Below are 25,451 nucleotides of genomic sequence, written 5' to 3' on the forward strand. Positions count from 1 at the left end.
TTGCAGCAGCAGCAGGTTCAGTCATTCGTGCGAATTACGATCGAAGCTATGGAAATGTCGTGATGATCACACACGTTATCGATGGACAAGTAATGACGACTGTATATGGACACATGGAAAGTCTTAGTGTTTCAAACGGCACCCGTGTTGAAAAGGGACAAATGTTAGGCTATATGGGTAGTACGGGTCATTCTACCGGACCACATCTTCATTTCGAAATCCATCATGGCCCATGGAACGGGAGCAGAACGAACGCAGTAAATCCACTTAAATATGTTTCTTATTGATAGATAATCTTAAGATTGAGAGAATGCAAGAAGTTCTTGTGTACTCTCAATCTTTTTTTTTGAAAGAAATAATGTTTGTAGGCCCAAATTAATAAGCCATTATATTTAGAAATTAATCTTCAGTAGATGGTATTGCGTTTATTTAGGTTTAAAATAGTGGGAAAAAAGAAGGAAATTCACCTTTTTTGTCGAATTATTCGTATAATTGGGTCAACTATACTAATTTTGAAATGGGGAGGGGGAGGCTTATGAAGATTATTAAAAATTTTAAAATAAAAAACAAGCTATTTATTTTAATTATAACTTCCATCATATTTCTTATGACGATTAGCGCCATTGGTTATGTATACATGAGTCAAATGTCTAATAATACGAAGGAAATGTATACGGAACGGTTAATCCCAATAAAAAATATTAATCTTATACGGAATAACAATCGTGCGCTTGATTCTTATGTACTAGAATTAATAATAACGGATGATAGAGCAAAGCAGGTTGATTTAGAAACAAAAATTAATGAGAGATTTGAGCAAAACAATCAGCTTATGAAGGAATATGAAGCGACTGAATTGGATGGGGATGAAAAGCAAAACTTCACACATCTTCAAGAGCATCTGAAAGCTTACGAAAGAGAGCTTAATGGAATTGTTGATTTGGCTTTAGCAGGTAAGCGGGAGCAGGCCTATTTGGCGTATTCTACACAGCTTAATAGTGTTAGGGTTTCTGTTAGCGGATATTCAGATGTAATTAGCGACAGCAATATTAAAGCATCTGAACATTTAAATCAGGTCAATGAAGAAATGAAGAACCAGGCAACGATGATCATGCTATTTGTTTCTTTACTTGCGGCTATCCTCTTTACAGGCATTGGATGGGTCATTATTAATCTTATAACGAAGCCCGTGAAGGAAATTCAGAATCTTATGTCAAAGGCTGAAAAGGGCGATTTTACTATACAAGGTAAAATTGATTCCAAAGATGAAGTTGGACGATTAACGGAATCATTTAACAGCATGATAAACGGAATTCAAGGGCTGATCAAACAAGTTTCCCTGACATCTGAACATGTTGCTGCTTCCGCTGAAGAGTTAACAGCAAGTACAGAAATGACAAACAAAGCAACAGAGCATATTGCAAGGACTATTCAAGAATTAGCAGAGGGTACAGATCAGCAGGTTCATAGTGTTGGAGAAACAAAGAAAACTATTAATGAAATGTCTGATGGTGTTCGTCAAATAGCTGGTAATGCGCAAAATGTGTCCGATGCGGCATTAATTACCTCTGAAAAAGCATCTGAAGGAAATGAAACCATTTCAAATGCTATTCTCCAAATGAATTCAATCAATCAAACCGTCTCTTTATTAGGAGATACGATTAAGGGGTTAGGAGAACGGTCAAAGGAAATCGGATCTATTATCGAGGTGATTACAGATATATCAGCTCAAACAAACCTTCTTGCCTTGAATGCGGCAATTGAAGCTGCTAGGGCAGGGGAAAGCGGACGAGGATTTGCTGTTGTAGCTGATGAAGTTCGAAAGCTCGCAGAACAATCAGCTGGGTCAGCTCAAAAAATTTCAACATTAATTACCTCCATCCAAAGTGAAACACAATCAGCTATTTTATCAATGGAACAAGCTTTTACTGAGGTAAATGAGGGAATTGGAATCGTAAATACAGCAGGAGAATCATTCCAGCAAATTCAAAGTGCTGTTAAAGAGGTAGCTAGTGATATACTTGATGTCTCATCGGCTGTCCAGCAAATGGCTGCAAGTTCAGAGCATATTCTTAATGCGATTAATATCGTGAATGAAGTCGCGGCCACAGCTGTAACCGGAACAGAGGAGGTTTCATCTGCAACCGAAGAACAGCTCGCATCCATGGAAGAAATAGCTGCGTCTTCCCTTGCTTTATCGAAAGTGGCAGAGGAATTGAAGCTGTTAATTGGAACCTTTAAAGTGTAGATCTGTAAAAGTGAAATAAAGAAAAGGAATATAAAACGTTAAAAAGCCCGAATCTAGGCAGGTTAGACATTGCCAAAGATTCGGGTTTTGCCATATCGGTTATTTGCTGCCAGGTGCGGGCTGGTCAACACCTTTTACCCGATGACGATGGCCATCGCTTTCAGTTGTATAGAAGTCATAATAATGAACATGCATGCCATTGCCGACAGGGATTGCAGGGCCTGAATAAGCTTTGTAATGGTGATTATGACCATCCTCAAAAAGGACATATCCCTCTGTATAATGAATATGATTCCCGTCCTGGGTTTGGATAGGTGGAGAAGTAATATCTAAACACTGATGGACATGTCCGTCACTAACAGAAGTATAATCTACAGAACCATGATTATGATGAGGCACAAAGCCTAGCTTAAAATCATCTTTTCCTACTCTATTCAACGCACTCACCCCAAAAATAATATTTTTCCCTCTAAATGTATATGCACATAAATTGGATAATAATTCTTGAGAAGTTGTAAACAGATCTTAATTTGGAATTAATGGAAGGATTAAATTATGGATGGAGGAGAAGTGGGGGAAATAATTAAAAGTTATTTTTGCATAATAGTTAAACATGATTAAAGATGTTAATCAAGCGATTGATTAATACGTTATTTTTCAAATTCAATCAAACGTTTGATTAATGATCCGTGCTTACAGCCCCAAGCAATTAAAAATTAATTAAACGTTTGTTTAAAGGCCGAAATCTGGATTTTAATTAAACGTTTGATTAATAAATTCTTGGTCAAAATTCACGTATTTAATCAAATATGGAATAATATTTTTTAGTGTGTAACAGGGGGCTGGGTTACTTCGAGCATTAAGAACAAGTTCTGCTAAAGACGATGACGATTTGTTTTACACTTAAATAAAGCACTGCTTATAAATAAATTACCGCTTTGATTAGCGGTGAAAATGGCATACGCTCAGAGGATTATGGTACTGAACACTTTAAAATGATGAATGAACAATAACGGACCACAGTCCGCCAATTTGCTCACCCTGAACAATTCTATACGCTTTTACTTCCTATTTCCATTTAGTATTTTAATATTCATACGAAATCAAGGGTAGTTTGGTCTCCTATTTACAATGTTTCTTCACAAAAACAGAACCACTCATTATTTAGACCCACCTCTAAATAATTTCTTACAATAACAAATAATTTCCACCAGAATTTCAATCAAACGTTTGTTTAAATGGCTTTTTTAAAAATTTAATCAAACGTTTGATTAGCCGTTTAATGCAACAGCCACAAGGGATTGAGGGTTTAATTAAACGTTTGATTAATTAGATTTTATTCGGATTTAATTAAACGTTTGATTAAAACTTTTTCCCGAAAATGCCATGATGCCCCCTGTATTTCGAATAATATCTTTCCACATTGGACTACTCATAATAAAGGGAAACCATTATATTTAGGAGAATAATATAATTAAACAAACGGGACATCATTCATACCATGTTTTAAGGGGTGTTTGCTATGGATATACACATACTCGGTAAGGATTCATTAGAAGCTCAGGGAATCCGCTGGATTATTGAATCACATTTAGCTGGAGTGAGGCTGAGTCAGTGGGATACTATTGAGGAGCTAATTCAGTCTGTACATAAACAACTGCCACAGCTTGTCATAGTGGATATGGATCGATGGGGCCCCGAAAGTGAGCGGCTATGTAGCCGGCTCCAGCAGCTAAAAATTCGCTGGCTGGGGATTTCTTCGGAACGGATTTTTCAAACGGCGTATCGGGCTCTCCGATTTCGGGCGGAGGATGTTTTGTTTCGCCCTTTTTCAGCAGATGACCTAGTTAAACATATTCAACAGCTTCGTTACCAAACGCGTAATGAACAACCCTTCTATTTGAATCAAACAGCTAGTAAACCTAATGCTGATATGATCGATTACCCGGACCTTTTTTTATCAGATAGAAAGTATAGCTTTCCAATCACAATGGTAGCGTTCTTAACACCTAATCCGGATACTCTTCGCCTTGTGTATGATGCCCTGCAGCGATACTCTTTTCCAGGTAACTATACATTATTTGCCCTATCCGATTTTATCCTTTGTGTTCAGGAAACGGATAAGATTGAAATTTTACAGGAGGTTTATCAATCTTTTTTAACGAAGTGGAAGGAAAGGATGGACGAGCCTTTAGCTATTGTGATTAATATCGAGTCGACCGAATTTTCTCTAAAGGCTAAATACCAGCAAACACGGCAGCTGACGAAGAGGATTTTCTTTGAAGGATACGATATTATTTTAGCGGAAAATGATCAAATGCTTTCTAGAGAATTAGACCCCTTCCTCACTCCTCTTGAACAGCGGCAATGGATTGAGATGCTGGAAAAGCAAAATATACGGGCAATTAAGGACTGGGTAGAACATGAATTTCTGACATATGAAAAGCCATACCCCGATCCTGAAATGGTTCGTATTCGTCTAACAAGTGTGCTTGCCCAAATTCGCAGGCATATGAAGTCATATAATCTTCAAAGTGCAACATTAGAAGCTGCTTACCATGAAATCTTTCAGCAAATTATTCACAAACCAGTCATTTATCAAATTGTTCAAGAGCTTCTCACTTTTACTAGCCGTTTGCTTAATCAGGTTGAAGCCCAGCTTCTTCAGGAAGGTCCGCGTTCTCTAGTTGAAAAAGCAAGAGAATTAATAGAAGCAAATTATTGGGATGCAGGATGGAATCTAGCGGCTTGCGCTGAGGCTCTTCGAATCAATAAAAGCACACTTAGCCGGCGTTTTTCAATGGAATCAGGAATATCCTTTAGGGACCTCCTTCATCAAGTAAGAATTCGTGAAGCAAAACGCCTGCTTCAAGAAACGAATTTGCCCTTAGAGGAAGTAGCAAGATTAACGGGCTATTCCCATCAAACGTACTTTAATTCTAAATTCAAGCAGTATGAATCCTGTACACCGTCAGCATACCGCAGCGGTTATAGTAATTTCTAATATGTTATTAAAAATCATCAAGCTAATGAAACATTTTATAAAAAACAGTAATAATATAAAAATCAATGCAATAAAGTATAAGATTATCATTATTTTATAAATAATTATCTGAAATTTCCCTATACAATAAAAATATAAACAAAGGGAGGTAAAGATAATGAAAACAGTTGCAAGTGAAAAGGTTGTACGTTACCGAGGAACAGAATTGAATACAAAGGGCTGGCAGCAAGAAGCGGCACTTCGTATGCTTATGAATAACTTGGATGCTGATGTTGCTGAGCGCCCGGAGGATCTCGTTGTATATGGAGGAATAGGCAAAGCCGCGCGAAACTGGGAATGCTTTGATGCCATTGTAAAATCCTTAAAAGAACTCGAAAATGATGAGACCTTACTTATTCAATCAGGAAAGCCAGTTGCTATTTTTAAATCACATACAGATGCACCGAGGGTTCTTCTTGCAAACTCTAACATTGTCCCTGCCTACGCGAATTGGGATACTTTCCATGAACTCGATAAAAAAGGTCTAATGATGTATGGGCAAATGACAGCAGGCAGCTGGATTTATATTGGTTCACAAGGGATTGTTCAAGGAACCTATGAAACGTTTGCTGAGCTTGCAAAGCAGCATTTTAATAATTCGCTGAAAAATACGATTACCGTAACAGCTGGGCTTGGAGGAATGGGTGGCGCTCAGCCTCTTGCGGTTACGATGAATGGCGGCGTTTGTATTGGGATTGACGTTGATGAAACGAGAATTGACCGTCGAATCGAAACTCGTTATACAGACGTAAAAACAGATTCTCTCGATAAAGCAATTCAGCTGGCGCAGGAAGCTAAGTTAGCTGGCAAGGCTCTATCCATTGGCTTAATCGGAAATGCATCAGATATTTTACCAGAAATGATTGCAAAAGGATTTATTCCAGATGTTTTAACAGATCAAACGTCTGCTCACGATCCACTGAACGGCTATGTTCCTTCAGGAATGTCATTAGAAGTAGCTGCAGAATTACGACAAGCAAATCCAGAGGAATATGTGAAGCTTTCCAAGGCGTCAATGTCAAAGCATGTTCAGGCGATGCTTGATATGATGGAAAAAGGCGCGATTACATTTGATTACGGCAACAATATTCGTCAGGTTGCGAAGGATGAAGGAGTAGAAAATGCATTTGCGTTCCCTGGGTTCGTTCCAGCCTATATTCGTCCACAATTCTGCGAAGGAAAAGGACCTTTCCGCTGGGTAGCTCTTTCTGGCGACCCTGAGGATATTTATAAAACAGACGAGGTTATTCTGCGTGAATTCAGCTATAATACTCACCTTTGCAACTGGATTCGGATGGCTCGCGAAAAAATTCAATTCCAAGGCCTTCCATCCCGCATTTGCTGGTTAGGCTACGGAGAGCGTGCACGATTTGGAAAAATCATCAACGATATGGTAGCAAGAGGTGAATTAAAGGCGCCGATTGTGATTGGACGTGACCATCTTGATTCTGGTTCAGTAGCTTCACCGAACCGTGAAACAGAAGGAATGAAGGATGGATCAGATGTTGTAGCTGACTGGCCAATTTTGAATGCGATGATTAATGCAGTTGGCGGCGCAACATGGGTTTCTGTCCACCATGGCGGTGGCGTTGGCATGGGCTACTCACTGCATGCAGGTATGGTTATTGTTGCAGATGGAACGAAGGAAGCTGAAGCCCGCCTTGAGCGTGTGTTAACAACTGACCCAGGTATGGGAGTTGTCCGACATGTCGATGCAGGTTACGAGCTGGCAGAGAAAACAGCGCGTGAAAAGGGCGTCAATATTCCGATGTTAAAAAAAGGGAATGAATAAGTATGGTAAAACCGATTTGGATTAAACATATTACGCAGCTAGCAACGCTTTCTTCGGAAGGTAAGGGACCGCGTTCTAGGGAAGCGATGTCTGAGCTAGGATTAATAGAGGACGGAAGCCTATGGATTGAAGATGGTGTTGTTCAGGCTGTTGGGACTACGAAGGAACTTGAAAAGCTTTACGCCGCAAGGGTACAAGATGCTGAAATTGTAGATGCTGCTGGGCACTTAGTTACCCCAGGGCTTGTTGATCCACATACACATGTTGTTTATGGCGGCAGCCGTGAACGTGAATTTGAAATGCGTCTTGAGGGCGCAACTTATATGGACATTATGAATGCGGGCGGCGGGATTCATGCGACGACCCGCATGACCCGTGAAGCATCTGAAGAAGAATTGATTGAACAAACAACACACAGACTAAATTCTTTCTTAAAGCATGGTGTGACAACTGTGGAAGGAAAAAGCGGCTATGGGATGAATCTTGAAACGGAATTGAAGCAATTAAGGGTGATGAAAAAGCTGCAGGAATCTCATCCTATTGATCTTGTTCCGACCTTTATGGGGGCGCATGCGGTTCCATCTGATTTTAAAGGAAGAGAAGATGAATTTGTTGATCATTTAATTGAAGAAATGCTGCCTATAGTAGCAGAGGAAAAGCTAGCAGAGTTTAATGATGTTTTCTGTGAAAAGGGTGTTTATACTCCGGAACAATCAGAGCGTATTTTAGAAGCTGGGAAACGATTAGGCCTAATTCCTAAAATACATGCGGATGAAATTGAACCGTATAGCGGGGCGGAGTTAGCGGCCAAGGTTGGTGCCATTTCAGCTGAGCATTTATTGAAGGCATCAGACGAGGGCATTCAAGCAATGGCCAAATCTGGAACGATTGCTTGCTTACTGCCGGCGACTGCCCTTTACTTACGTGAACAGGCAGCGGCAGGAAGAAAAATGATTGATGAAGGTGTTGCAGTTGCCATTTCTACTGACTGCAATCCTGGATCTTCACCAACTACTTCTATGCCGCTCGTTATGAATCTAGCATGCATCTCTATGAGACTAACACCTGCCGAAAGCTTAACAGCAGCAACCTATAATGCAGCTTGTGCGATCAATCGTCAGGAAAAGATCGGGTCTTTGGAAGTTGGCAAACAAGCAGACATCGTTCTCTGGAATGTTAAAAGCTATCAAGAATTGCAATATTTATTCGGCGTCAACCATGTGAAATCAGTGTGGAAAAAAGGCGTTCAGGTGGTGTAAGAAATATGAAAGAGAATTGGTTTCAAAAGCCGGAATGGTCTTGGAATAAAGGAGAAGGAGAGCCCACTTATGTTCATCATTGGGTTCGTCCTCTTCATGAAATGAAGGAACAGCCTGATCTGATTTTATATGGGGCACCGATTTCACGGTCCTCTATAAGCGTATCTGGCGCCTCCTTGTATCCGACTGAATTTCGGCGGATGTGGAAAGGCTTTGCCACCTATAATTTAGATGAGGATGTAGACTTATCTGCCTATCGTGTGGCAGATGCGGGCGATGTTGCCATGCATACAACAGATATTTTGTTATCCCATCAGCGTATCCGATCCTCTACAGCATCAATAGTAGAGGCTTATCCGGAAACGGTAACGTGCATGATTGGCGGTGACCATTCCATAACTGCCTGCTCTGTTCGCGGGATTAAGGATGCTTTTCCTAATGAAACGATTGGGATTTTGCAGCTAGATACCCATCTTGATGTAAGAGATCCTGCTGAACTCGGACCAGCCAATGGGACACCTATCCGACAATTAATTGATGGCGGCATCGTAAAAGGGGAACATGTTTTTAATATCGGATTACACGGTTATTTTAATGCAAAGCCGCTTGTTGATTATGCAAAAGAGCATCAGATTCAAATGGTGACTTTAAAGCATGCACGTAAAAATGGAATGATCAAAACCATTCAGGATGCCTTAACAAAATTATCAGATCAAGTTGACCGCATTTACGTAACTGTTGATATGGATGTGTTAGATATATCCCTAGCACCAGGTGTACCTGCATCAACTCCAGGTGGAATGACAGCTATTGAATTATTTGAAGCCTTATTGGAAATCGGACAGAATCCAGCTGTAAGACATATTGATTTTGTTTGTTTAGACCCAAGTAAGGATTCCGCTGTGGCAGAAACGGTTAAGATAGGGGTTTATGCATGGCTGCAGTTTGTTACGGGGCAAGTAAAAAAGGTCAAGTAGGATTAATAGCATAAATTGATTTTACGAGAAATGGGATCATCTCCTATTTCTCTTTTTTATGCGGCCTAGTAATCTATTGGAAGTACCAAATTGACATCCAATATCGGGTTTTGTATAGTAAGTGGCGAGGATTATGATGGGAGTGAATCATTTGATTTCAAACTCTGAATTACAAAATTTAGATCTTATTGATTTAATAAGTGAACGTCATAGCTTGGTCCGAAGAATTTCAGAGAAAGCCTGGAACGATAAAAGTGAGATTTATATCTCAAATTCTGAATGGTATATTATGGCCAGGATTTATAAAAAGAGACCTACTATTTCCTATGTTACAAAAAATGTAAATATTTCTCGCCAGGCGATCCATAAGTTTATTAAAAATCTTTCTGCCAAAGGATTAGTAGAAGTCCATAATGTAGAAAACAACAAGAAAGAGAAGTGTATCCAGCTAACAGCCTTAGGTGAAGAGTGCTACGAAAAAAACGAAGCCTTGAAAGCCCAGCTTGAGAATAAAATTGCTGAAAAAATAGGCGCTGAACAAGTAAATATGCTTAAAAATTTATTAAAATTAGAATGGGACATTTAAAAGCTAAAAAGAAACTAAAACCCCTCGCTTTGTTAATCTTGTTAACGAAGCAGGGGTTTTTTTAGATCAAAGCAGTCAATATGGAGAAGAATTTATCTATTCAATTCCCTTAATCAGGTTTATTACCATTTCATTTACCGCGTCAAAAGTAAGATTCAATGAAATAGCTAATTCTTTAAACAAAATATTTTGTGTTGAGTTCAAAAGTTTACGATCTTGTTCATAAAGTTTTTTTTCGTTCAGCTCATATTCTATTTTTTTCCTCATCAACGTGTTAACCACTTTAGCAATTTCTTTTCGATCACCAGCATTTACAATTTCACTATAGTCATTGTAACGCATGTTTGCATGTTCAACCCACTTTACCCCTGGATCTTTAAAAGATTCAAGTATTTCATTGGCTTCGTCTTTACGAATTAGTTCAAGCATGACTACTTTATCATTATCAACAGGAGTACTTATCGTTAATTGATGATCATTTTCCATTGGATGTAATACATAATACGGTCTTGTAATACCTGCAACTGTTTTTTCACAAATATCATCAATTTTACAAATGCCATGTGCGGAATAGATGATTAAATCTCCAATATTAAACATTTGCTCCTCCTTGATATATTGTCAACTAAGTTAATAATAACTTAACAAAAAATTATTGTCAATTTGGTTGACGTTAAGGAAAAATTTTTGATATATTTATGAACATTCGGTTGGTATGCAGGAGGTTACCACGAAAATGGATACAAAATCGCTGATAATCGACATCGCGACAACGCTTTTCCAACAAATAGGATTTAAGGGTGTTGGGTTTATTTAATTTAAAAGGAGATAAAGAAATTTTTATGAATACACAAATTCAAGTAAAAAATCCAAAGACAATGGCATTTATCTTAATGTTTGGTGCATTTATTGGATTATTTGGTGAAACAGCATTAAATATGGCATTATCAAATGTTATGGAGCAATTTTCTATTACAGCTGCAACTGCACAATGGCTAACAACAGGATATTTATTAGTCTTAGCCATTTTAGTGCCGATTTCAGCACTGTTAATGAAATGGTTTACGACTAGACAATTAGTTATTGGGGGACTTATTATTTCGCTGTTGGGAGCGATTTTAGCAGCGTTATCCTTAGATTTTACGATGTTATTAATTGGCCGTTTAGTTCAAGCTATCGGAACGGGTATTCTGATACCTGTAATGACGAGTGTTCTGTTAATTATTTTCCCTGTTCATAAACGTGGAGTTGTAATGGGGCTTATGGGGCTTGTTATTACATTAGGCCCAGCCTTAGGACCAACACTTTCGGGGGTTATTATTAGTACATTGGGCTGGCATTATATTTTCTGGATTAGTGCCATTTTATATGTATTATTGACACTTTTTGCTGTAGCTAAGATTGTAAATGTTTCGGAAATTACAAAACCTAAAATCGATGTTTCATCAGTTGCTTTATCAACAATCGGTTTTGGCGGATTAATTTACGCGTTGGCAACGATGGCAGAAGCAAGCTTCTCATCTCCTAAAGTATGGGCACCATTACTTGTAGGGATTATCGCACTTCTATTATTTGGTATCCGACAAATGAAAATGCCTCAGCCTATGGTTAATTTACGTGTGTTTAAGTATCCTATGTTTACATTGGGAACAGCGATGATGTTTCTTGGTATTTTAATGATTTTAGCAACTGGAATTCTATTGCCTATGTATCTAAAGGGTGCTTTATTATATAGTGCGATGGTGGCTGGTTTATTATTACTTCCTGGTAATGCCGTCAACGTGGTTATGTCACCGGTTGTTGGGACTCTATTTGATAAATTTGGCCCACGTGTTTTTGTCATTATTGGTTCTATTGTTATCTTGATTGCAAATCTCATGTTTGCGTCCGTAATCTCATCAACAACACCTGCTTGGCAGATAATCGTAGCATTTATGATCTTCTTCTTTGGGATAACGATGGTAATGATGCCATCACAAACAAATGCACTTAATCAATTGCCGCGTGAATTATATGCAGATGGATCAGCGGCTATGAATACATTGAACCAAGTAGCCGGGGCAGCAGGTACAGCTATCGCGATTACTTTATTTACTGCTGGTCAAAGTGGATATGTGATTGATGTTCCAAATGCTTCCCAACCAGAGGTATTAGCTGCTGGAATAAAATATACTTTCTCCTTTATTACTGGGATTTCTGTAGTTGGGTTAATATGCTCTTTATTTGTAAAAAAATCAAGTGCAGTAAAGGAAAAATCTCCTGCTGCGGTGAAATCGACAGAAGCAGTACGCGGGTAGTAGAATTTCTTTTTAGGATAGAACAGCTTTTTTCAAATGCTAAAATAATTTCAAGAAACCATTCGTAAAAGTGTTGCGAATGGTTTCATTTTTTGGGGGTTAAGTTGAAATAATCTTTTTCGAAATATTATTTATTATGTCTCCTCTGCTCAGAACACCAATGACGCGGCCAGCCCCATTGACTACAGGAAGTTTTTTATAATGATGCCTGCATAATAATCGAATTGTTATTTCAAAATCATCATCAGGTGATACGAAGAGGAGATTTCTTTTGGTCATAATTTCTTTTACTTGTGTATCCAACTTTTCTTTTATTACATCCTCAATTTTCCCATCTTCTATTATATAAACAAGGCCAGCGATACCTATGGGCTTTGGAGACAGGTAGCGTAATATGTCTCCATCTGATACCATACCGACCAAATGACCTTTATCATCAACAACTGGTACACCGCCAATTCGATTGGAATTGAGTATACTTAACAATTCCTTGACAGTATTCGAAGGTTTCACAGTAAAAACTTTTGTAATCATGAAGTCTCTTACTTTCATAATAAATCCCTCTCCTTGTGTTGTAACCGCATACATTTTTATCTTAACATAATGTTCCCTATCCTTGTAATGATGGAATTTGTCTATTCTATATATTAAAAAAATCACCTACAGCCACTGGTTCCCGCTCCAAGGGTTTTGATCGGTGAGGGGTTATCATCAGCCCGTTTAGGTGCCCGCTCCCGTCCAAAATAGCCAATCACGGTCACCAAACATAGGCTATGGTTCCTGCTCCAAGGGTTTTGAGGTGCGAGCGGTCATCAATAGCCCGTTTAGATACCCGCTCCTACCAACAATAGTCAACTTCAGTCATCAAACCCAGCCAAATATTTGGCATACTTAAAAGGAGAAGTCACAACTTTTTATATACGGCTCGATCATCCATATGAAGGGGAAATCGGTGCTACGTATCAATCCCCACTTTTTGAAAAGATCGGTTCAACATACCCATCCTTTACTGCTCTTGTTATTTTCATATTAAATTATCAAACTTATCACTTAAATAATAAATTTTTCGATTATTTCGCGTATTGCCTTGTAAAAGTGCTTTTTTTCAGTCAAAATAACAAGATAAAAATGTAGAAAAGAGATGATTTTGATGCAAACTGATGTTATTCAAGGGAAATCGATAGAAGAATGGGAAAAGGAATACCCGGTGCTTTCAGAAATGACTAAGTTAAAGGAAGTTTTTTGGACGAATCCGAAGTACAAGTCAATCGCGGAGCCTTCTTCCATGACGATGGAAGATGTCATCGATGCGGAAGAAAGATTGGCACGCTTTGCCCCGTACATTGCAAAGGTATTTCCAGAAACGGCGAAGGAAAAGGGATTTATTGAATCACCGCTCTTTCCGATTCCGAAGATGAAAACTAGGTTAGAAGAGTTTTATCAACATGTTTTACCTGGAAACTTGTTTTTGAAGGGGGATAGCCACCTTCCGATTTCTGGCTCTATTAAGGCGAGAGGCGGAATTTATGAAGTACTGAAATATGCCGAGGAATTAGCCCTAACACATGAGCTGCTTTCGCTCAAGGATGATTATTCCATATTGGCTGAGCAAAAATATAAAGACTTTTTTTCAGGCTACTCCATTGCTGTAGGTTCAACAGGAAACTTAGGGCTTAGCATCGGCATTATGAGCGCGAAGCTCGGCTTCAAAGTGTTCGTTCATATGTCGGCTGATGCCAAGCAGTGGAAAAAGGATTTGCTTCGCGAAAAGGGAGTAGTTGTCGTTGAGCATGCATCGGATTTTAGTGAAGCCGTTGCACAGGGCAGAAAGCAGGCAAATGAGGATCCGAATATGTATTTTGTTGATGATGAAAGCTCTAAGCATCTTTTCCTAGGCTATTCAGTAGCAGCCATTCGTTTGAAGAAGCAGCTGGAGGATACGAATATTAAGGTGGATGAGGAGCATCCATTATTTGTTTATCTGCCATGTGGTGTAGGTGGAGGGCCAGGAGGAGTCACATTCGGCCTTAAGCTTGTATTCGGAGATAATGTCCATTGTTTCTTCGTAGAGCCGACTCATTCCCCATGTATGCTCCTTGGTTTAATGACGGGACTTCATGATAAAGTAGCCGTTCAGGATTTTGGCATTGATAACAAAACGGAAGCTGACGGACTAGCTGTTGGGCGCCCATCTGAATTTATTGGCAAAACGATTGAAAATAAAATTAGTGGAATTTCAACTGTAGAAGATGAAAAATTATTTTCCTTCCTGACATTGCTTGCTGATACAGAGGGGATTTTTCTAGAGCCATCCGCTCTTGCAGGTTTCTCAACTTATATCGAATTATTACAATCCGAAACGGGGAAAGCATATACGGAAAAGAATCAGCTTCAGTCAAATTTAAACAATGCAGTGCACATCGTCTGGGGAACAGGCGGAAGCATGGTGCCTGAGAAAGAAATGAAGCAATATTACGAAAGAGGAAAACAAACGATAGAATAGGTGTTTTTAAGAAAAAGCAAAGGGGATTAAAACATTGGACGGTAAGTTATATTATAAAGATCCTTATATGAAATCCTTCCGTGCCCATTTACTGAAACAAGAGAAGGATGAGCAGGGCAGATGGTTTGCTGTTTTAGATGAAACAGCTTTCTATCCAACGGGCGGGGGCCAGCCTTATGATACTGGCGCCTTGAATGGTGTGAAGGTTATTGATGTGGAAGAAATTGACGGAGAAATCCGCCATTATTTAGAGGCCGAGCTTGGTGAAACTGCTGACATGGTTGCGTGTGAAATTGATTGGGACAGGCGTTTTGATCATATGCAGCAGCATGCGGGCCAGCATATTTTAACGGCGGCTTTTGTAGAGCTTTTTAATTTTGCAACGATAGGTTTTCATTTAGGAAGAGAAATGGTATCGATTGATTTAGATGTTAGCGAGCTTACAGAGGAACAGGCGATGGAAGCAGAGCTGTTAGCGAATCGAATTGTGTTAGAGGGGCGGCCAATCGAAACGAAATGGGTTTCGGAGGATGAACTTTCCAAATCTCAATTACGGAAGGAACTTGCTGTTACCGAAAATATCCGCCTTGTGATCATTCCTGATTTTGATTATAACGGCTGCGGCGGGACTCATCCGAAATCCACGGCTGAAGTTGGGCCTATCAAAATATTGGATTGGGAACGGCAAAAAAATAAAATCCGGGTTCACTTTGTTTGCGGAGGACGGGTTTTAACCCAGCTCCATCAAAAGCATAAAGTACTCAGGGAGTTGACAGATCTGTTAAATGCACCGGAACAAGATCTTGCGGCAGCAGCTAAAAAGCTAATAGAGAATGGAAAAGATCGCGAAAAGTCATTAGAAGCTATGCAGGAATTGCTTTTGTCCTATGAAGCAAAGGATCTTCTTAGTTCAATAGATCATACAGAAAATAGGAAGATCGTTAATGAAGTTTTTCAGAATCGGTCTATTCAGGATCTTCAGAAGCTAGCCCGATTGATGACTGCTCTTTCTAATGAAGTTATTGTTTTCTTAGTGAATGAAACGGAAAGCAAGCTGCAATTTGTATGTGCAAGAGGCGCCCAGCAGACTGTTAGTATGAAGAGTATTTCAAGTGAGCTGTTTCCTTTAATAAATGGAAAGGGTGGAGGAAACGATCAGTTTGCTCAAGGCGGAGGAGAGAAACTAATAACGGGTGAACTGCTTCTTCAGCATGCAAGGGACAAGGTATTATTGGACGTAAAATAAGCAATAAAATAAAATAACAGTTAATAAAATATTTAGAAAAATCTTATTAAGTGGTTGTCAGTCTGACTCTGTTGTATTACAATCCTAGTAAGGGCTTATGCATTACATTGAATGTTTATGTTAACCACATTAACACCCCATGTAATATCCTTGCTCTGCAGGAGGCATGTTCATGTTTCAGCAAAATACTGTTTATATTATTGGCGACAGTAAGACTTCTTCGAACAATCCGATTATGCAAAAGTATAATGGTTTCTTCATTGGTCTTGTCATCAACCGAGAAACCGACCAAATAGTTGATGCGGAATGTTCATCCACGATTGCATTGACTTCATCTTTTATTAAATCACTATTTGTAGGAAAATCCATCCTAGAAGTGGATCATGTGCTGGAAGAAATTGAACAGCGTTATTTTGGATCATCTCAAAAGGCTTTAATGGTGGCTTTTAAGAATGCGAATATTAAATATACCCAAATAATGAATAAATAAGCTGCTTTTTCTGTTAAACGCAGATGAAACCCAGCTGTTAGAGATGATTATTTTCTCTGGCAGCTGGGTTTTTATTTCAAATACTGTATGTTTCTTCAAAAGAAGTTGTTTTTTGATAAATTCTATTAAACTATAATAGGGGGACATATAAATGAAGCTATACATATCTGTTGATATGGAAGGGATTACAGGTCTGGCTGACTATACACATGTTGATTCTTCCAAGCATAATTACGAGCGAAGCAGAAGGATTATGACTGAAGAGGCTAACTATGTTATTACAGCAGCCTATGACCAAGGTTGTTCAGAGGTATTAGTAAATGATAGCCATTCGAAAATGAATAATCTTCTCATAGAAAACCTCCATCCAGAGGCTCAAGTAATAGTAGGAGATGTTAAGCCTTATTCAATGGTCCAAGGGTTGGATTCAACTTTCGTTGGAGCTGTTTTTGTCGGTTATCATGCAAGGGCTTCCATGAAGGGAGCAATGTCCCATTCGATGATTTTTGGCGTACGCAATATGTATATCAATGACGTGGCAGTCGGAGAGATGGGTCTCAATGCTTATGTTGCAGGCTACTATGGAGTTCCTGTCATTATGGTAGCGGGAGACGACCGTGCCGCATTGGAAGCGGAGCAGCTAATTCCAAATGTAACCACTGCGGTTGTAAAGGAAACGATTACCCGTTCAGCCGTTAAATCATTAACACCTGCAAAAGCAGGCGAGCTTCTAAGAGAGAAAACTGCCGAGGCTCTGAAAAATCGCGATTTAGTGAAACCGCTTGCACCGCCAGATAATCCGCTTCTCAGAATCGAATTTGCCAACTACGGGCAAGCAGAATGGGCTGCTTTAATGCCAGGTACTGAGATTGAAGAAAACTCGACCATCGTCCGTTATCAGGCAAAGGATATTCTTGAAGCCTATAGAGCAATGCTGGTCATGGTTGAATTAGCGATGAGAACATCATTCTGTTAGGAAGTGTTATTAAATGACAACTTACATTGTAAAACGCCTCATTGCCATGCTGGTAACACTTTGGCTAATCGTTACGCTTACCTTTTTTCTCATGCATTCGATACCAGGCTCTCCATTTAACGAGGAAAGGGCTACGAATGAGACGGTTCAAAGGAACCTGGAAAAGTTCTATCACTTGGATAAACCGCTTTATGTTCAATATGGAATGTATTTGAAATCAGTTGCTACATTAGACTTTGGACCTTCAATTAAAAAATCATCTCAAACCGTCAACGAAATGCTTGGAAGGGGATTCCCGGTTTCGTTTGAGCTAGGGATTGTGACTTTAATTGTTGCGGTTCTATCCGGTATCACACTTGGAGTGATTGCTTCCCTTCGTCATAATGGCTTCATTGATTATATGGCCATGACGATAGCTGTTCTCGGGATCTCGATTCCAAACTTCGTAATGGCCACCCTTCTTATTCAACAAGTGGCTGTTAACTGGGGTATCCTTCCTGTTGCTACATGGGTGAGTCCGAAGCATATGATCCTGCCAACGTTAGCACTTGCAACAGGCCCAATGGCCATCATCGCCAGGTTAACGAGAGCCAGTATGCTTGAAGTACTGACACAGGATTATATTAGGACAGCAAAAGCAAAGGGATTGTCACCAGTGAAAATTGTTTTTAAACATGCATTAAGAAATGCACTATTGCCGGTCGTTACAGTATTAGGCTCACTTGCAGCCAGTATTCTGACGGGGACATTTGTTATCGAAAAGATTTTTGCCATCCCGGGCATGGGAAAGTATTTTGTGGAAAGTATTAATCAACGAGACTACCCTGTCATCATGGGGACAACAGTTTTTTACAGCTCAATTCTAATTATGATGCTATTTTTAGTGGACATTGCTTATGGCATCCTCGACCCTCGAATCAAGCTGCATAAAAAGGAGGCGGCCTAATGGAACTAAAAAAACAGCATGATCGACATATTGCAGCAGACATTCCAGATGAATGGTTTGTTCCGAAAAAAAGTAATCAAGCTGAGGCTGAGGCCGTTGTTCGTCCAAGTCTTAGCTACTGGAAGGACGCATGGAGACGCCTATTAAAGAATAAATTAGCCATGGCGGGACTGACCTTTCTCATTTTTCTTGCCTTTATGGCGATATTTGGACCAATCATTTCTCCACATGATGTCACAGAACAAAAGCTCATGAATCAAAATTTGCCCCCTTCAAGTAAACACTGGTTTGGGACAGATGAACTGGGCAGAGATGTATTTTCTCGAACGTGGTATGGAGCTAGAATATCCCTGTTTGTTGGGATCGTAGCTGCCTTAATTGATTTTGCCATTGGGGTTGTCTATGGAGGAATCGCCGGATATAAAGGCGGAAAAACAGACAATGTCATGATGAGAATAGTTGAAATTTTATACGGACTGCCATATTTATTAATAGTTATTTTAATAAGTGTTGTCATGGGGCCAGGTTTATTTACAATTATCTTCGCCCTTACTGTAACAGGATGGATTGGAATGGCCCGGATTGTAAGAGGGCAGGTCCTGCAAATAAAAAACTACGAATTTGTCCTTGCATCTAAGACATTCGGAACGAAAACATCAAGGATTATTAGGAAAAATCTGCTTCCAAACACAATGGGGCCGATTATTGTACAAATGACTTTAACTGTACCATCTGCTATTTTCGCAGAAGCTTTTCTAAGCTTTCTGGGGCTAGGCATTCAGCCCCCTTTTGCTAGCTGGGGGTCAATGGCGAGCGATGGTTTGTCTACTATTCTATCAGGTCATTGGTGGAGATTATTTTTCCCTGCATTCTTTATTTCACTGACCATGTTTTCGTTTAATGTGCTCGGGGACGGACTCCAGGATGCACTTGATCCGAAGTTAAGGAGGTAATCATCATGGAAAAAGTTCTCGAAGTAAATAATCTCCATGTTTCGTTTAAGACATACGGAGGAGAAGTGAAAGCTGTCCGAGGGGTTACCTTTGACTTATACAAAGGGGAAACACTAGCTATCGTGGGAGAATCGGGCTGCGGCAAAAGTGTAACATCACAAAGTATTATGCGCCTTATCCCAAATCCGCCAGGTAAAATTGTGGATGGCTCGATTCTATTTAAAGGAAACGATTTAACTAAATTGAAAGAGCCGGAAATGAGAAATATTCGTGGGGCAGATATATCGATGATTTTTCAGGATCCGATGACAGCTCTTAACCCTACTTTAAAGATTGGCGAACAGATTATTGAAGGGATTTTGCAGCATAAATCCATTTCCAGACAAAAGGCCAAAAAGACAGCATTAGAAATGCTGGATTTAGTAGGCATCCCAGATCCAGAGGAGAGGTTAAAGCATTATCCTCACCAATTTAGCGGGGGGATGAGGCAGCGTATTGTTATAGCAATGGCTCTCGTTTGCCAGCCAGAGGTATTGATTGCTGATGAGCCTACGACAGCACTGGATGTAACGATACAGGCACAAATACTAGATTTATTTAAAGATATTCAGAAGAAAACAGGTGTATCTATTATACTCATTACCCATGATCTTGGTGTAGTTGCCCAAGTGGCTGACCGGATTGCGGTCATGTATGCCGGAAAAATCGTAGAGGCCGGTTCGAGAAGAGAAATATTCTATCAACCGCAGCATCCATATACGAAGGGTTTATTAAACTCTGTTCCTCGTCTTGACTTAGAAGGCGCTGATCTTGTCCCGATAGGAGGCTCCCCTCCAGATCTATTTTCACCTCCGAAAGGCTGCCCTTTTACAGCAAGATGCAGCTATGCGATGGAGGTTTGTGAGCGGGCTTATCCATTTAAAACCCACCTAAGTAATGAACATCAAGTTGACTGCTGGCTGCAGGACGAACGTGCTGTGAAAATGCTGGCAAGTATGAAGTAGGTCAGACCTTTCAGAGGGTTTCTAGCTTTTTAAATAGCCCTAATTGCATATAGCAAGAAGGGTACGAAGGCATGAGACCTTTGAAGGTTCTTTTCTATCAGCGATTATCATATAGCTGAGAATAGTAAAAATGGTCATTAATATTAAAAAGGGGGAAATGGCATGAAAAAGGTTTTATCACTCTTGCTAACAGGTCTATTGATTTTGGTACTTGCGGCCTGTACAGCAAAGCAGGATGCAGGAAAAGAGCCTGTAGAAAAAGAGAAGGATGATGGCAATAAAGAAGAAGAGGTAGTAACTGAAAAGGTTCTTTATTTAAACAATGGCATGGAGCCAACTTCGTTTGATCCTCCAATCGGTTTTGATAATGTTTCTTGGGCTGGGTTAAATAACTTAATGGAAGGGCTGACACGCCTAGGTGAAAGTCATGACCCTGAAGCAGCAACTGCTGAAAAATGGGATGTGTCAGAGGATGGGAAAACATATACTTTCCACATTCGCGATAATGCAAAATGGTCAAATGGCGATGACGTAACAGCAGGCGATTTTGTATTTGCATGGAAACGCCTTTTAGACCCTGAAACAGGATCTCCAGCTGCATTCCTTGGCTATTTCATCGAGGGAGCAGAAGCTTATAACAATGGCGAAGGTTCAGCTGATGATGTGAAGGTTAAAGCAGTTGATGACAAAACTTTCGAAGTAACTTTAATTAGTCCACAAGCTTATTTCTTAAGTGTTATTACAAATCCGGCTTTCTTCCCAATTAATGAGAAGGTAGCAACTGAAAATCCAAAATGGTTTGCTGAAGCAGCATCATTTGTTGGAAATGGACCTTTTAACTTAACAGAATGGCAGCATGACAGCCATTTCGTAATGGAAAAGAATGACCAATACTGGGATGCTGGAACAGTGAAGCTAGACAAAGTTCATTGGGCCATTATCGATGATACAAATACGGAATACCAAATGTTCCAAACTGGTGAGCTTGACGTTTCTGAAGTTCCGGCAGATCTAGCTGAACAAATTCTCTCAGAAGGAAAAGCTAAGGTTGAAGATCAGGCAGGGGATTATTTCTATCGTTTTAACGTAACGATGGAGCCGTTCCAAAACGTAAATATTCGTAAAGCCTTTGCTATGGCCATTGACCAGCAGCAAATTGTTGACTTTGTTACAAAAAACAAACAAAAGCCAGCTTATGGCTTCGTTGCATATGGATTTAATGATGCGAACGGAAAGGATTTCCGTGAAACAGCAGGCGATCTTGTAAAAACAGATGTTGAAGAAGCAAAAGCTCTTTTAGCAAAAGGAATGGAAGAGGAAGGCTATGAGACACTTCCTGAAGTAACAATCACTTATAGCACAAGTGATGCACATAAGAAAATTGCTGAGGCTCTTCAGCAAATGTTTAAGGATAATCTGGGTGTAGAAGTGAAGCTTGCAAATATGGAGTGGAACGTATTTGCGGAAGACCAGAAAGCCTTGAAATTCCAATTTTCGCGCAGTTCTTTCCTTGCTGACTATGCGGACCCAATTAACTTCCTAGAAAACTTCCAGACTGGTCTATCTATGAACCGTACGGGCTGGAGCAATGCAAAATATGACCAATTAATTAAGGATGCAAAAAATGAAGCAGATGAAGCAAAGCGCTATGAAATGATGTACGAGGCTGAGAAAATCCTATTTGAAGAAATGCCAATCGTCCCACTTTATTTCTATAACCAAGTTAATTTAGAGAATGAAGCTGTTTCAGGCATCGTTCGCCATCCTGTTGGATATATGGAACTGAAATGGGCGGATAAAAATTAAAAGCGGAAGCGCCTTGCCCAGGGGCGACAAGCATAAGACGAGCCGGCGAGAAGGTTGCCCTTTAACCTTCTTGTCGGATTGGCTTATGACCTCCGACGTACAGGACGTACTAGTGCCGATGTTGCCACAGGACGCGGCGTTCTTAGTCGGCGAGCCCCTAGGCGCTGGAGCTAGATATCTATGCTAACTTACTTGTAAGTTAAATTAAATTTCAAAAGGGGTGTTCGGTTGAACATCCCTTTTTTTAAAAAGAATATGAAGAAATTTTTATATTTTGATTAAGGAAAGGTCAAATTTTCAGGAAGGATGTGCCAGCATGTTAATAAAACCTCGCGCGTTAAAGGCTGGGGACACCATCGGTATTATTGCGCCAGCCAGTCCGCCAAATCAAGAGAATTTGTATCGTTCTTTCGCTTTCATAGAAGATTTGGGATTAAAGATAAAGCTCGGAAAACATGTTTATGATCAATATGGATATTTAGCTGGAAAAGATGAAGATCGATTAGCAGATTTACATATGATGTTTGCAGATAATGACGTAAAGGCAATTATCTGTGCAGGCGGAGGATATGGGACGGGGAGAATTGCTTCCCATATTGATTACGAGCTTATTAAAAGCAACCCGAAAATTTTCTGGGGCTACAGCGATATTACCTTTTTGCATACGGCTATTCGCAAGCTAGCAGGACTTGTTACTTTTCATGGCCCTATGCTTGCATCTGATATCGGAAAAGTGGATGCAGATCCACTTTCGAAGGAATATTTTAAGCAATTATTCAATCCAACTGAGATCCAATATAACGAAGAAATTTCTCCATTAGAAACTTTAATTGAAGGCAAAGCCAACGGAGAAATAACTGGGGGGAATTTGTCCCTTATAGCGAGCACAATCGGCACCCCATTTGAGATTGATACTAAAGGCAAGCTTTTATTAATTGAAGATATTAATGAAGAGCCTCGTTCTATAGATAGAATGCTAAATCAATTGCATATGGCAGGGAAGCTTTATGATGCAGCAGGACTCATTATTGGTGATTTTAATAACTGTGTTCCGGAAAGGGAGCTTTCTTTATCTCTTGATGAGGTGATACATCATTATGCGCTTTTAGCTAATAAGCCTGCTATTAAGGGATTTAGATTTGGTCATTGCTCTCCGCATATTTCCATCCCTCTTGGTGTGAATGCGGAACTGGATACTGCAAATAAACAATTAATAATCGAAAGTGGCATACAGTAAAATGATTTCGTTCAAAGGGTGCTATGCTTCTGTTCCTTTTGAACTACCTTAAAAGGTGGTATATATGAAAATAGACAAAATTGAGACATACAGGGTAGCAATACCACTTATTAAACCATTCAAAACGGCACTTCGCACTGTGACTACGGCTGAGTCCATCTTAGTAAAGGTCTCATGTGACAACGGAATAATCGGCTGGGGGGAAGCTCCGCCAACTGTTGTCATTACTGGAGAAACTCTTTCAAGCATTGAATCAGCCATTCACCATGTATTAAAGCCATATTTAGAGCAGCAAAGTCTATTAAGCTATGAAACTCTTTTTCAAGGAATTCAATCGATTTTAATCGGAAATTCGAGTGCAAAAGCGGCGATTGATATGGCCCTATATGATTGTCTGTCACAGCAATGCAAGCTCCCGCTTTATCAGTTTTTAGGGGGCCATAAACAGGAAATTGAAACCGACTTTACCGTAAGTGTAAACGGACCTGAAGAAATGGGAGAAGACGCTGTTGCTTATGTTCAGCAGGGCTTTGATGTACTGAAGGTTAAGGTTGGAAAGGATAATGTTCTAACTGATATCGAGCGGATTCGTGAAATAAGGGGACGTGTAGGCAAGGCAATAAAAATTCGTCTGGATGCTAATCAGGGCTGGTCACCGAAGGAAGCCATTCAAGCCATTCGTAAAATGGAGGAAATGGATTTAAATATTGAGCTTGTTGAACAGCCTGTAAAAGCCTGGGATATAGCTGGTCTTAAACAGGTGACTGATCATGTGGATACTTTGATAATGGCGGACGAAAGTGTTTTCTCACCGCGGCAGGCCTTTGAGGTGATTAAAACTAGAAGTGCAGATTTAATTAATATTAAACTAATGAAATCTGGGGGAATCTATCAGGCCCAAATCATCAATCAGCTTGCAGAGGTAAACGGAATGGAATGTATGGTTGGAAGTATGATTGAAACGCGGATTGGTATTACAGCTGCAGCACACTTTGCAGCCAGTAAGAGAAATATAACCCGCTTTGATTTTGACGCTCCATTAATGCTGGCGAAGGAGCTAGTGGAAGGTGGCATTAAATATAACGGCAGAAAAGTTACCCTGCCATCAGAGCCAGGGCTAGGCATACGCCATGTTCATGTAGAGGGAGGGGTTTCACTTGGCAACTCAATATAAATGGCTAGTAAATGTTCCGGTAGCTACGGTTTGGACATCTTATGACTCCGCGAGGGAAATCGATAAAGAAGCAGTAGAGTACCCGGCTGATGTGGAAGCGTGGCTAAATGGCCTGACCTATGAAACGAGCTTAGGGCTATGTAATCAAAACCTCGTCCAAACACAAGTGTTATTCGGTCAAGAGGTTCTGATTACAGAAGAGAAGGAGGATTGGGCGCAAATCATTGTTCTCGACCAAGCTTCGTCCAAAAATCCTAAAGGATATCCAGGATGGGTTCCGAAGGCTCAGCTCATTCAGACTCAAGACTGGAAGCTTGAAGAGGGAACAATTGCAGTCGTAGACGAGAAAAAGAGTATTCTATACGGAAGCGATTATGAGCCTATTATGATATTAAGCTATCAAACCATATTGCCTATAATAGGGTTGGAGGGTGATTGGGTACGGGTTCAAACGCCATCAGGAGAGGGACTGTTAAAGGCTGGAGAAATCAGTCAGTATGAAACCTTGCATGCTCGTCTGAAAGGTAATGGAGAAAGCATTGTTGCGGCAGGTGTACAATTCCTTCAATTGCCTTATTTATGGGGAGGAATGAGCAGCTACGGCTATGATTGCTCAGGGTTTAGCTACTCCATGTGCAAAGCTAATGGATACACGATTCCACGTGATGCACATGATCAGGCAGCCTCAGGGGAAAATGTTGAATTGAACGAAATAAAGCCAGGCGACCTCCTGTTCTTTGCCTATGAGGAAGGGAAGGGCAAAATCCATCACGTTGGAATTTATTATGGGGAAGGAAAGCTCCTGCACTCCCCTAATACAGGAAAAAGTATAGAGATCATCGAATTAAAGGACACAGTATACGAAAAGGAATTATGTGCAGCTAGACGCTATTGGCAAGAGACGGGGGAATAGT

Annotated in this window: 21 protein-coding genes and 2 pseudogenes; 20 read left to right on the forward strand and 3 right to left on the reverse strand. The window is 40.0% G+C overall.

The genetic code is table 11. The features are described from left to right. The 3 genes and pseudogenes from V7149_RS07980 to V7149_RS26480 form a co-directional block, all read left to right on the forward strand. The coding region (locus V7149_RS07980; protein WP_335345117.1) for a M23 family metallopeptidase at positions 1-287 on the forward strand (287 nt) is incomplete at its 5' end. Between the two features lie 248 nt (positions 288-535). Further along, a pseudogene (locus tag V7149_RS26475) lies at positions 536-1,306 on the forward strand (MCP four helix bundle domain-containing protein); the annotation flags it as partial. Between the two features lie 300 nt (positions 1,307-1,606). After that, a pseudogene (locus tag V7149_RS26480) lies at positions 1,607-2,248 on the forward strand (methyl-accepting chemotaxis protein); the annotation flags it as partial. Positions 2,249-2,347: 99 nt separating this feature from the next. On the opposite strand, the gene V7149_RS07990 reads toward V7149_RS26480, so the two are convergent. Beyond that, entirely contained in the window at positions 2,348-2,686 is a 339-nt protein-coding gene (locus V7149_RS07990) for a YmaF family protein (RefSeq protein WP_335345119.1), read from the reverse strand. A 1,084-nt stretch (positions 2,687-3,770) separates the two neighbouring features. Here V7149_RS07990 and V7149_RS07995 point away from each other — a divergent pair. From V7149_RS07995 to V7149_RS08015, 5 genes are all read left to right on the forward strand, one after another. Then, entirely contained in the window at positions 3,771-5,252 is a 1,482-nt protein-coding gene (locus tag V7149_RS07995) for a response regulator transcription factor (RefSeq protein WP_335345120.1), read from the forward strand. Between the two features lie 157 nt (positions 5,253-5,409). Next, positions 5,410-7,083 carry a urocanate hydratase gene (gene hutU, locus V7149_RS08000; RefSeq protein WP_335345121.1) on the forward strand — a complete coding sequence of 558 codons (1,674 nt, stop codon included), beginning with the start codon at positions 5,410-5,412 and terminating at the stop codon, positions 7,081-7,083. Between the two features lie 2 nt (positions 7,084-7,085). Then, positions 7,086-8,342, forward strand: a complete 1,257-nt coding sequence (gene hutI / locus V7149_RS08005) for an imidazolonepropionase (protein WP_335345122.1) — start codon at positions 7,086-7,088, stop codon at positions 8,340-8,342. Positions 8,343-8,347: 5 nt separating this feature from the next. Further along, on the forward strand, positions 8,348-9,319 hold the full coding sequence (locus tag V7149_RS08010) for an agmatinase family protein (protein ID WP_335345123.1): 972 nt from the start codon (positions 8,348-8,350) through the stop codon (positions 9,317-9,319). A gap of 133 nt (positions 9,320-9,452) precedes the next feature. After that, positions 9,453-9,905: a MarR family winged helix-turn-helix transcriptional regulator gene (locus V7149_RS08015; protein ID WP_335345124.1), complete on the forward strand. Its 453-nt coding sequence runs from the start codon at positions 9,453-9,455 to the stop codon at positions 9,903-9,905. 96 nt (positions 9,906-10,001) lie between these two features. On the opposite strand, the gene V7149_RS08020 is transcribed toward V7149_RS08015, so the two are convergent. Beyond that, positions 10,002-10,505 (reverse strand): CarD family transcriptional regulator, encoded by a 504-nt coding sequence (locus V7149_RS08020; protein ID WP_335345125.1) that lies wholly within the window; start codon positions 10,503-10,505, stop codon positions 10,002-10,004. A 242-nt stretch (positions 10,506-10,747) separates the two neighbouring features. On the opposite strand from V7149_RS08020, the gene V7149_RS08025 reads away from it, so the two are divergent. Beyond that, a complete protein-coding gene (locus V7149_RS08025) occupies positions 10,748-12,202 on the forward strand; it encodes a DHA2 family efflux MFS transporter permease subunit (RefSeq protein ID WP_335345126.1) in 1,455 nt (484 codons plus the stop codon). Between the two features lie 99 nt (positions 12,203-12,301). Here the strand turns inward: V7149_RS08025 and V7149_RS08030 are convergent, their stop codons facing one another. Then, positions 12,302-12,754, reverse strand: a complete 453-nt coding sequence (locus V7149_RS08030) for a CBS domain-containing protein (RefSeq protein WP_335345127.1) — start codon at positions 12,752-12,754, stop codon at positions 12,302-12,304. A gap of 598 nt (positions 12,755-13,352) precedes the next feature. On the opposite strand from V7149_RS08030, the gene V7149_RS08035 reads away from it, so the two are divergent. The 11 genes from V7149_RS08035 to V7149_RS08085 all read left to right on the forward strand — a co-directional run bounded on the left by V7149_RS08035 (position 13,353) and on the right by V7149_RS08085 (position 25,450). After that, positions 13,353-14,705 carry a D-serine ammonia-lyase gene (locus V7149_RS08035; protein WP_335345128.1) on the forward strand — a complete coding sequence of 451 codons (1,353 nt, stop codon included), beginning with the start codon at positions 13,353-13,355 and terminating at the stop codon, positions 14,703-14,705. A gap of 34 nt (positions 14,706-14,739) precedes the next feature. Beyond that, complete coding sequence (locus tag V7149_RS08040; protein ID WP_335345129.1) at positions 14,740-15,951, forward strand: alanyl-tRNA editing protein; 1,212 nt, start codon at positions 14,740-14,742, stop codon at positions 15,949-15,951. A 172-nt stretch (positions 15,952-16,123) separates the two neighbouring features. Beyond that, a complete protein-coding gene (locus V7149_RS08045; protein WP_335345130.1) occupies positions 16,124-16,441 on the forward strand; it encodes a DUF3870 domain-containing protein in 318 nt (105 codons plus the stop codon). 151 nt (positions 16,442-16,592) lie between these two features. Further along, complete coding sequence (locus V7149_RS08050; RefSeq protein WP_335345131.1) at positions 16,593-17,417, forward strand: M55 family metallopeptidase; 825 nt, start codon at positions 16,593-16,595, stop codon at positions 17,415-17,417. A gap of 13 nt (positions 17,418-17,430) precedes the next feature. Further along, positions 17,431-18,363 carry an ABC transporter permease gene (locus V7149_RS08055; protein ID WP_335345132.1) on the forward strand — a complete coding sequence of 311 codons (933 nt, stop codon included), beginning with the start codon at positions 17,431-17,433 and terminating at the stop codon, positions 18,361-18,363. Beyond that, positions 18,363-19,316: an ABC transporter permease gene (locus tag V7149_RS08060; protein ID WP_335345133.1), complete on the forward strand. Its 954-nt coding sequence runs from the start codon at positions 18,363-18,365 to the stop codon at positions 19,314-19,316. Before V7149_RS08055 ends, V7149_RS08060 begins: the two co-directional genes overlap by 1 nt. 5 nt (positions 19,317-19,321) lie before the next feature. Next, entirely contained in the window at positions 19,322-20,320 is a 999-nt protein-coding gene (locus V7149_RS08065; protein ID WP_335345134.1) for an ABC transporter ATP-binding protein, read from the forward strand. Positions 20,321-20,482: 162 nt separating this feature from the next. Continuing rightward, positions 20,483-22,126, forward strand: coding sequence for a peptide ABC transporter substrate-binding protein (locus V7149_RS08070; protein ID WP_335345135.1), 1,644 nt, complete (start codon positions 20,483-20,485; stop codon positions 22,124-22,126). Between the two features lie 316 nt (positions 22,127-22,442). Next, complete coding sequence (locus V7149_RS08075; RefSeq protein ID WP_335345136.1) at positions 22,443-23,363, forward strand: S66 peptidase family protein; 921 nt, start codon at positions 22,443-22,445, stop codon at positions 23,361-23,363. A 64-nt stretch (positions 23,364-23,427) separates the two neighbouring features. Next, positions 23,428-24,537, forward strand: coding sequence for a dipeptide epimerase (locus V7149_RS08080; protein WP_335345137.1), 1,110 nt, complete (start codon positions 23,428-23,430; stop codon positions 24,535-24,537). Further along, positions 24,521-25,450: a C40 family peptidase gene (locus tag V7149_RS08085; protein WP_335345138.1), complete on the forward strand. Its 930-nt coding sequence runs from the start codon at positions 24,521-24,523 to the stop codon at positions 25,448-25,450. Before V7149_RS08080 ends, V7149_RS08085 begins: the two co-directional genes overlap by 17 nt. Position 25,451: the final 1 nt, after the last annotated feature.

Source organism: Bacillus sp. JJ1503, from assembly GCF_036965125.1.
In the GTDB taxonomy this organism is placed as follows: Bacteria; Bacillota; Bacilli; order Bacillales; family Cytobacillaceae; genus Cytobacillus.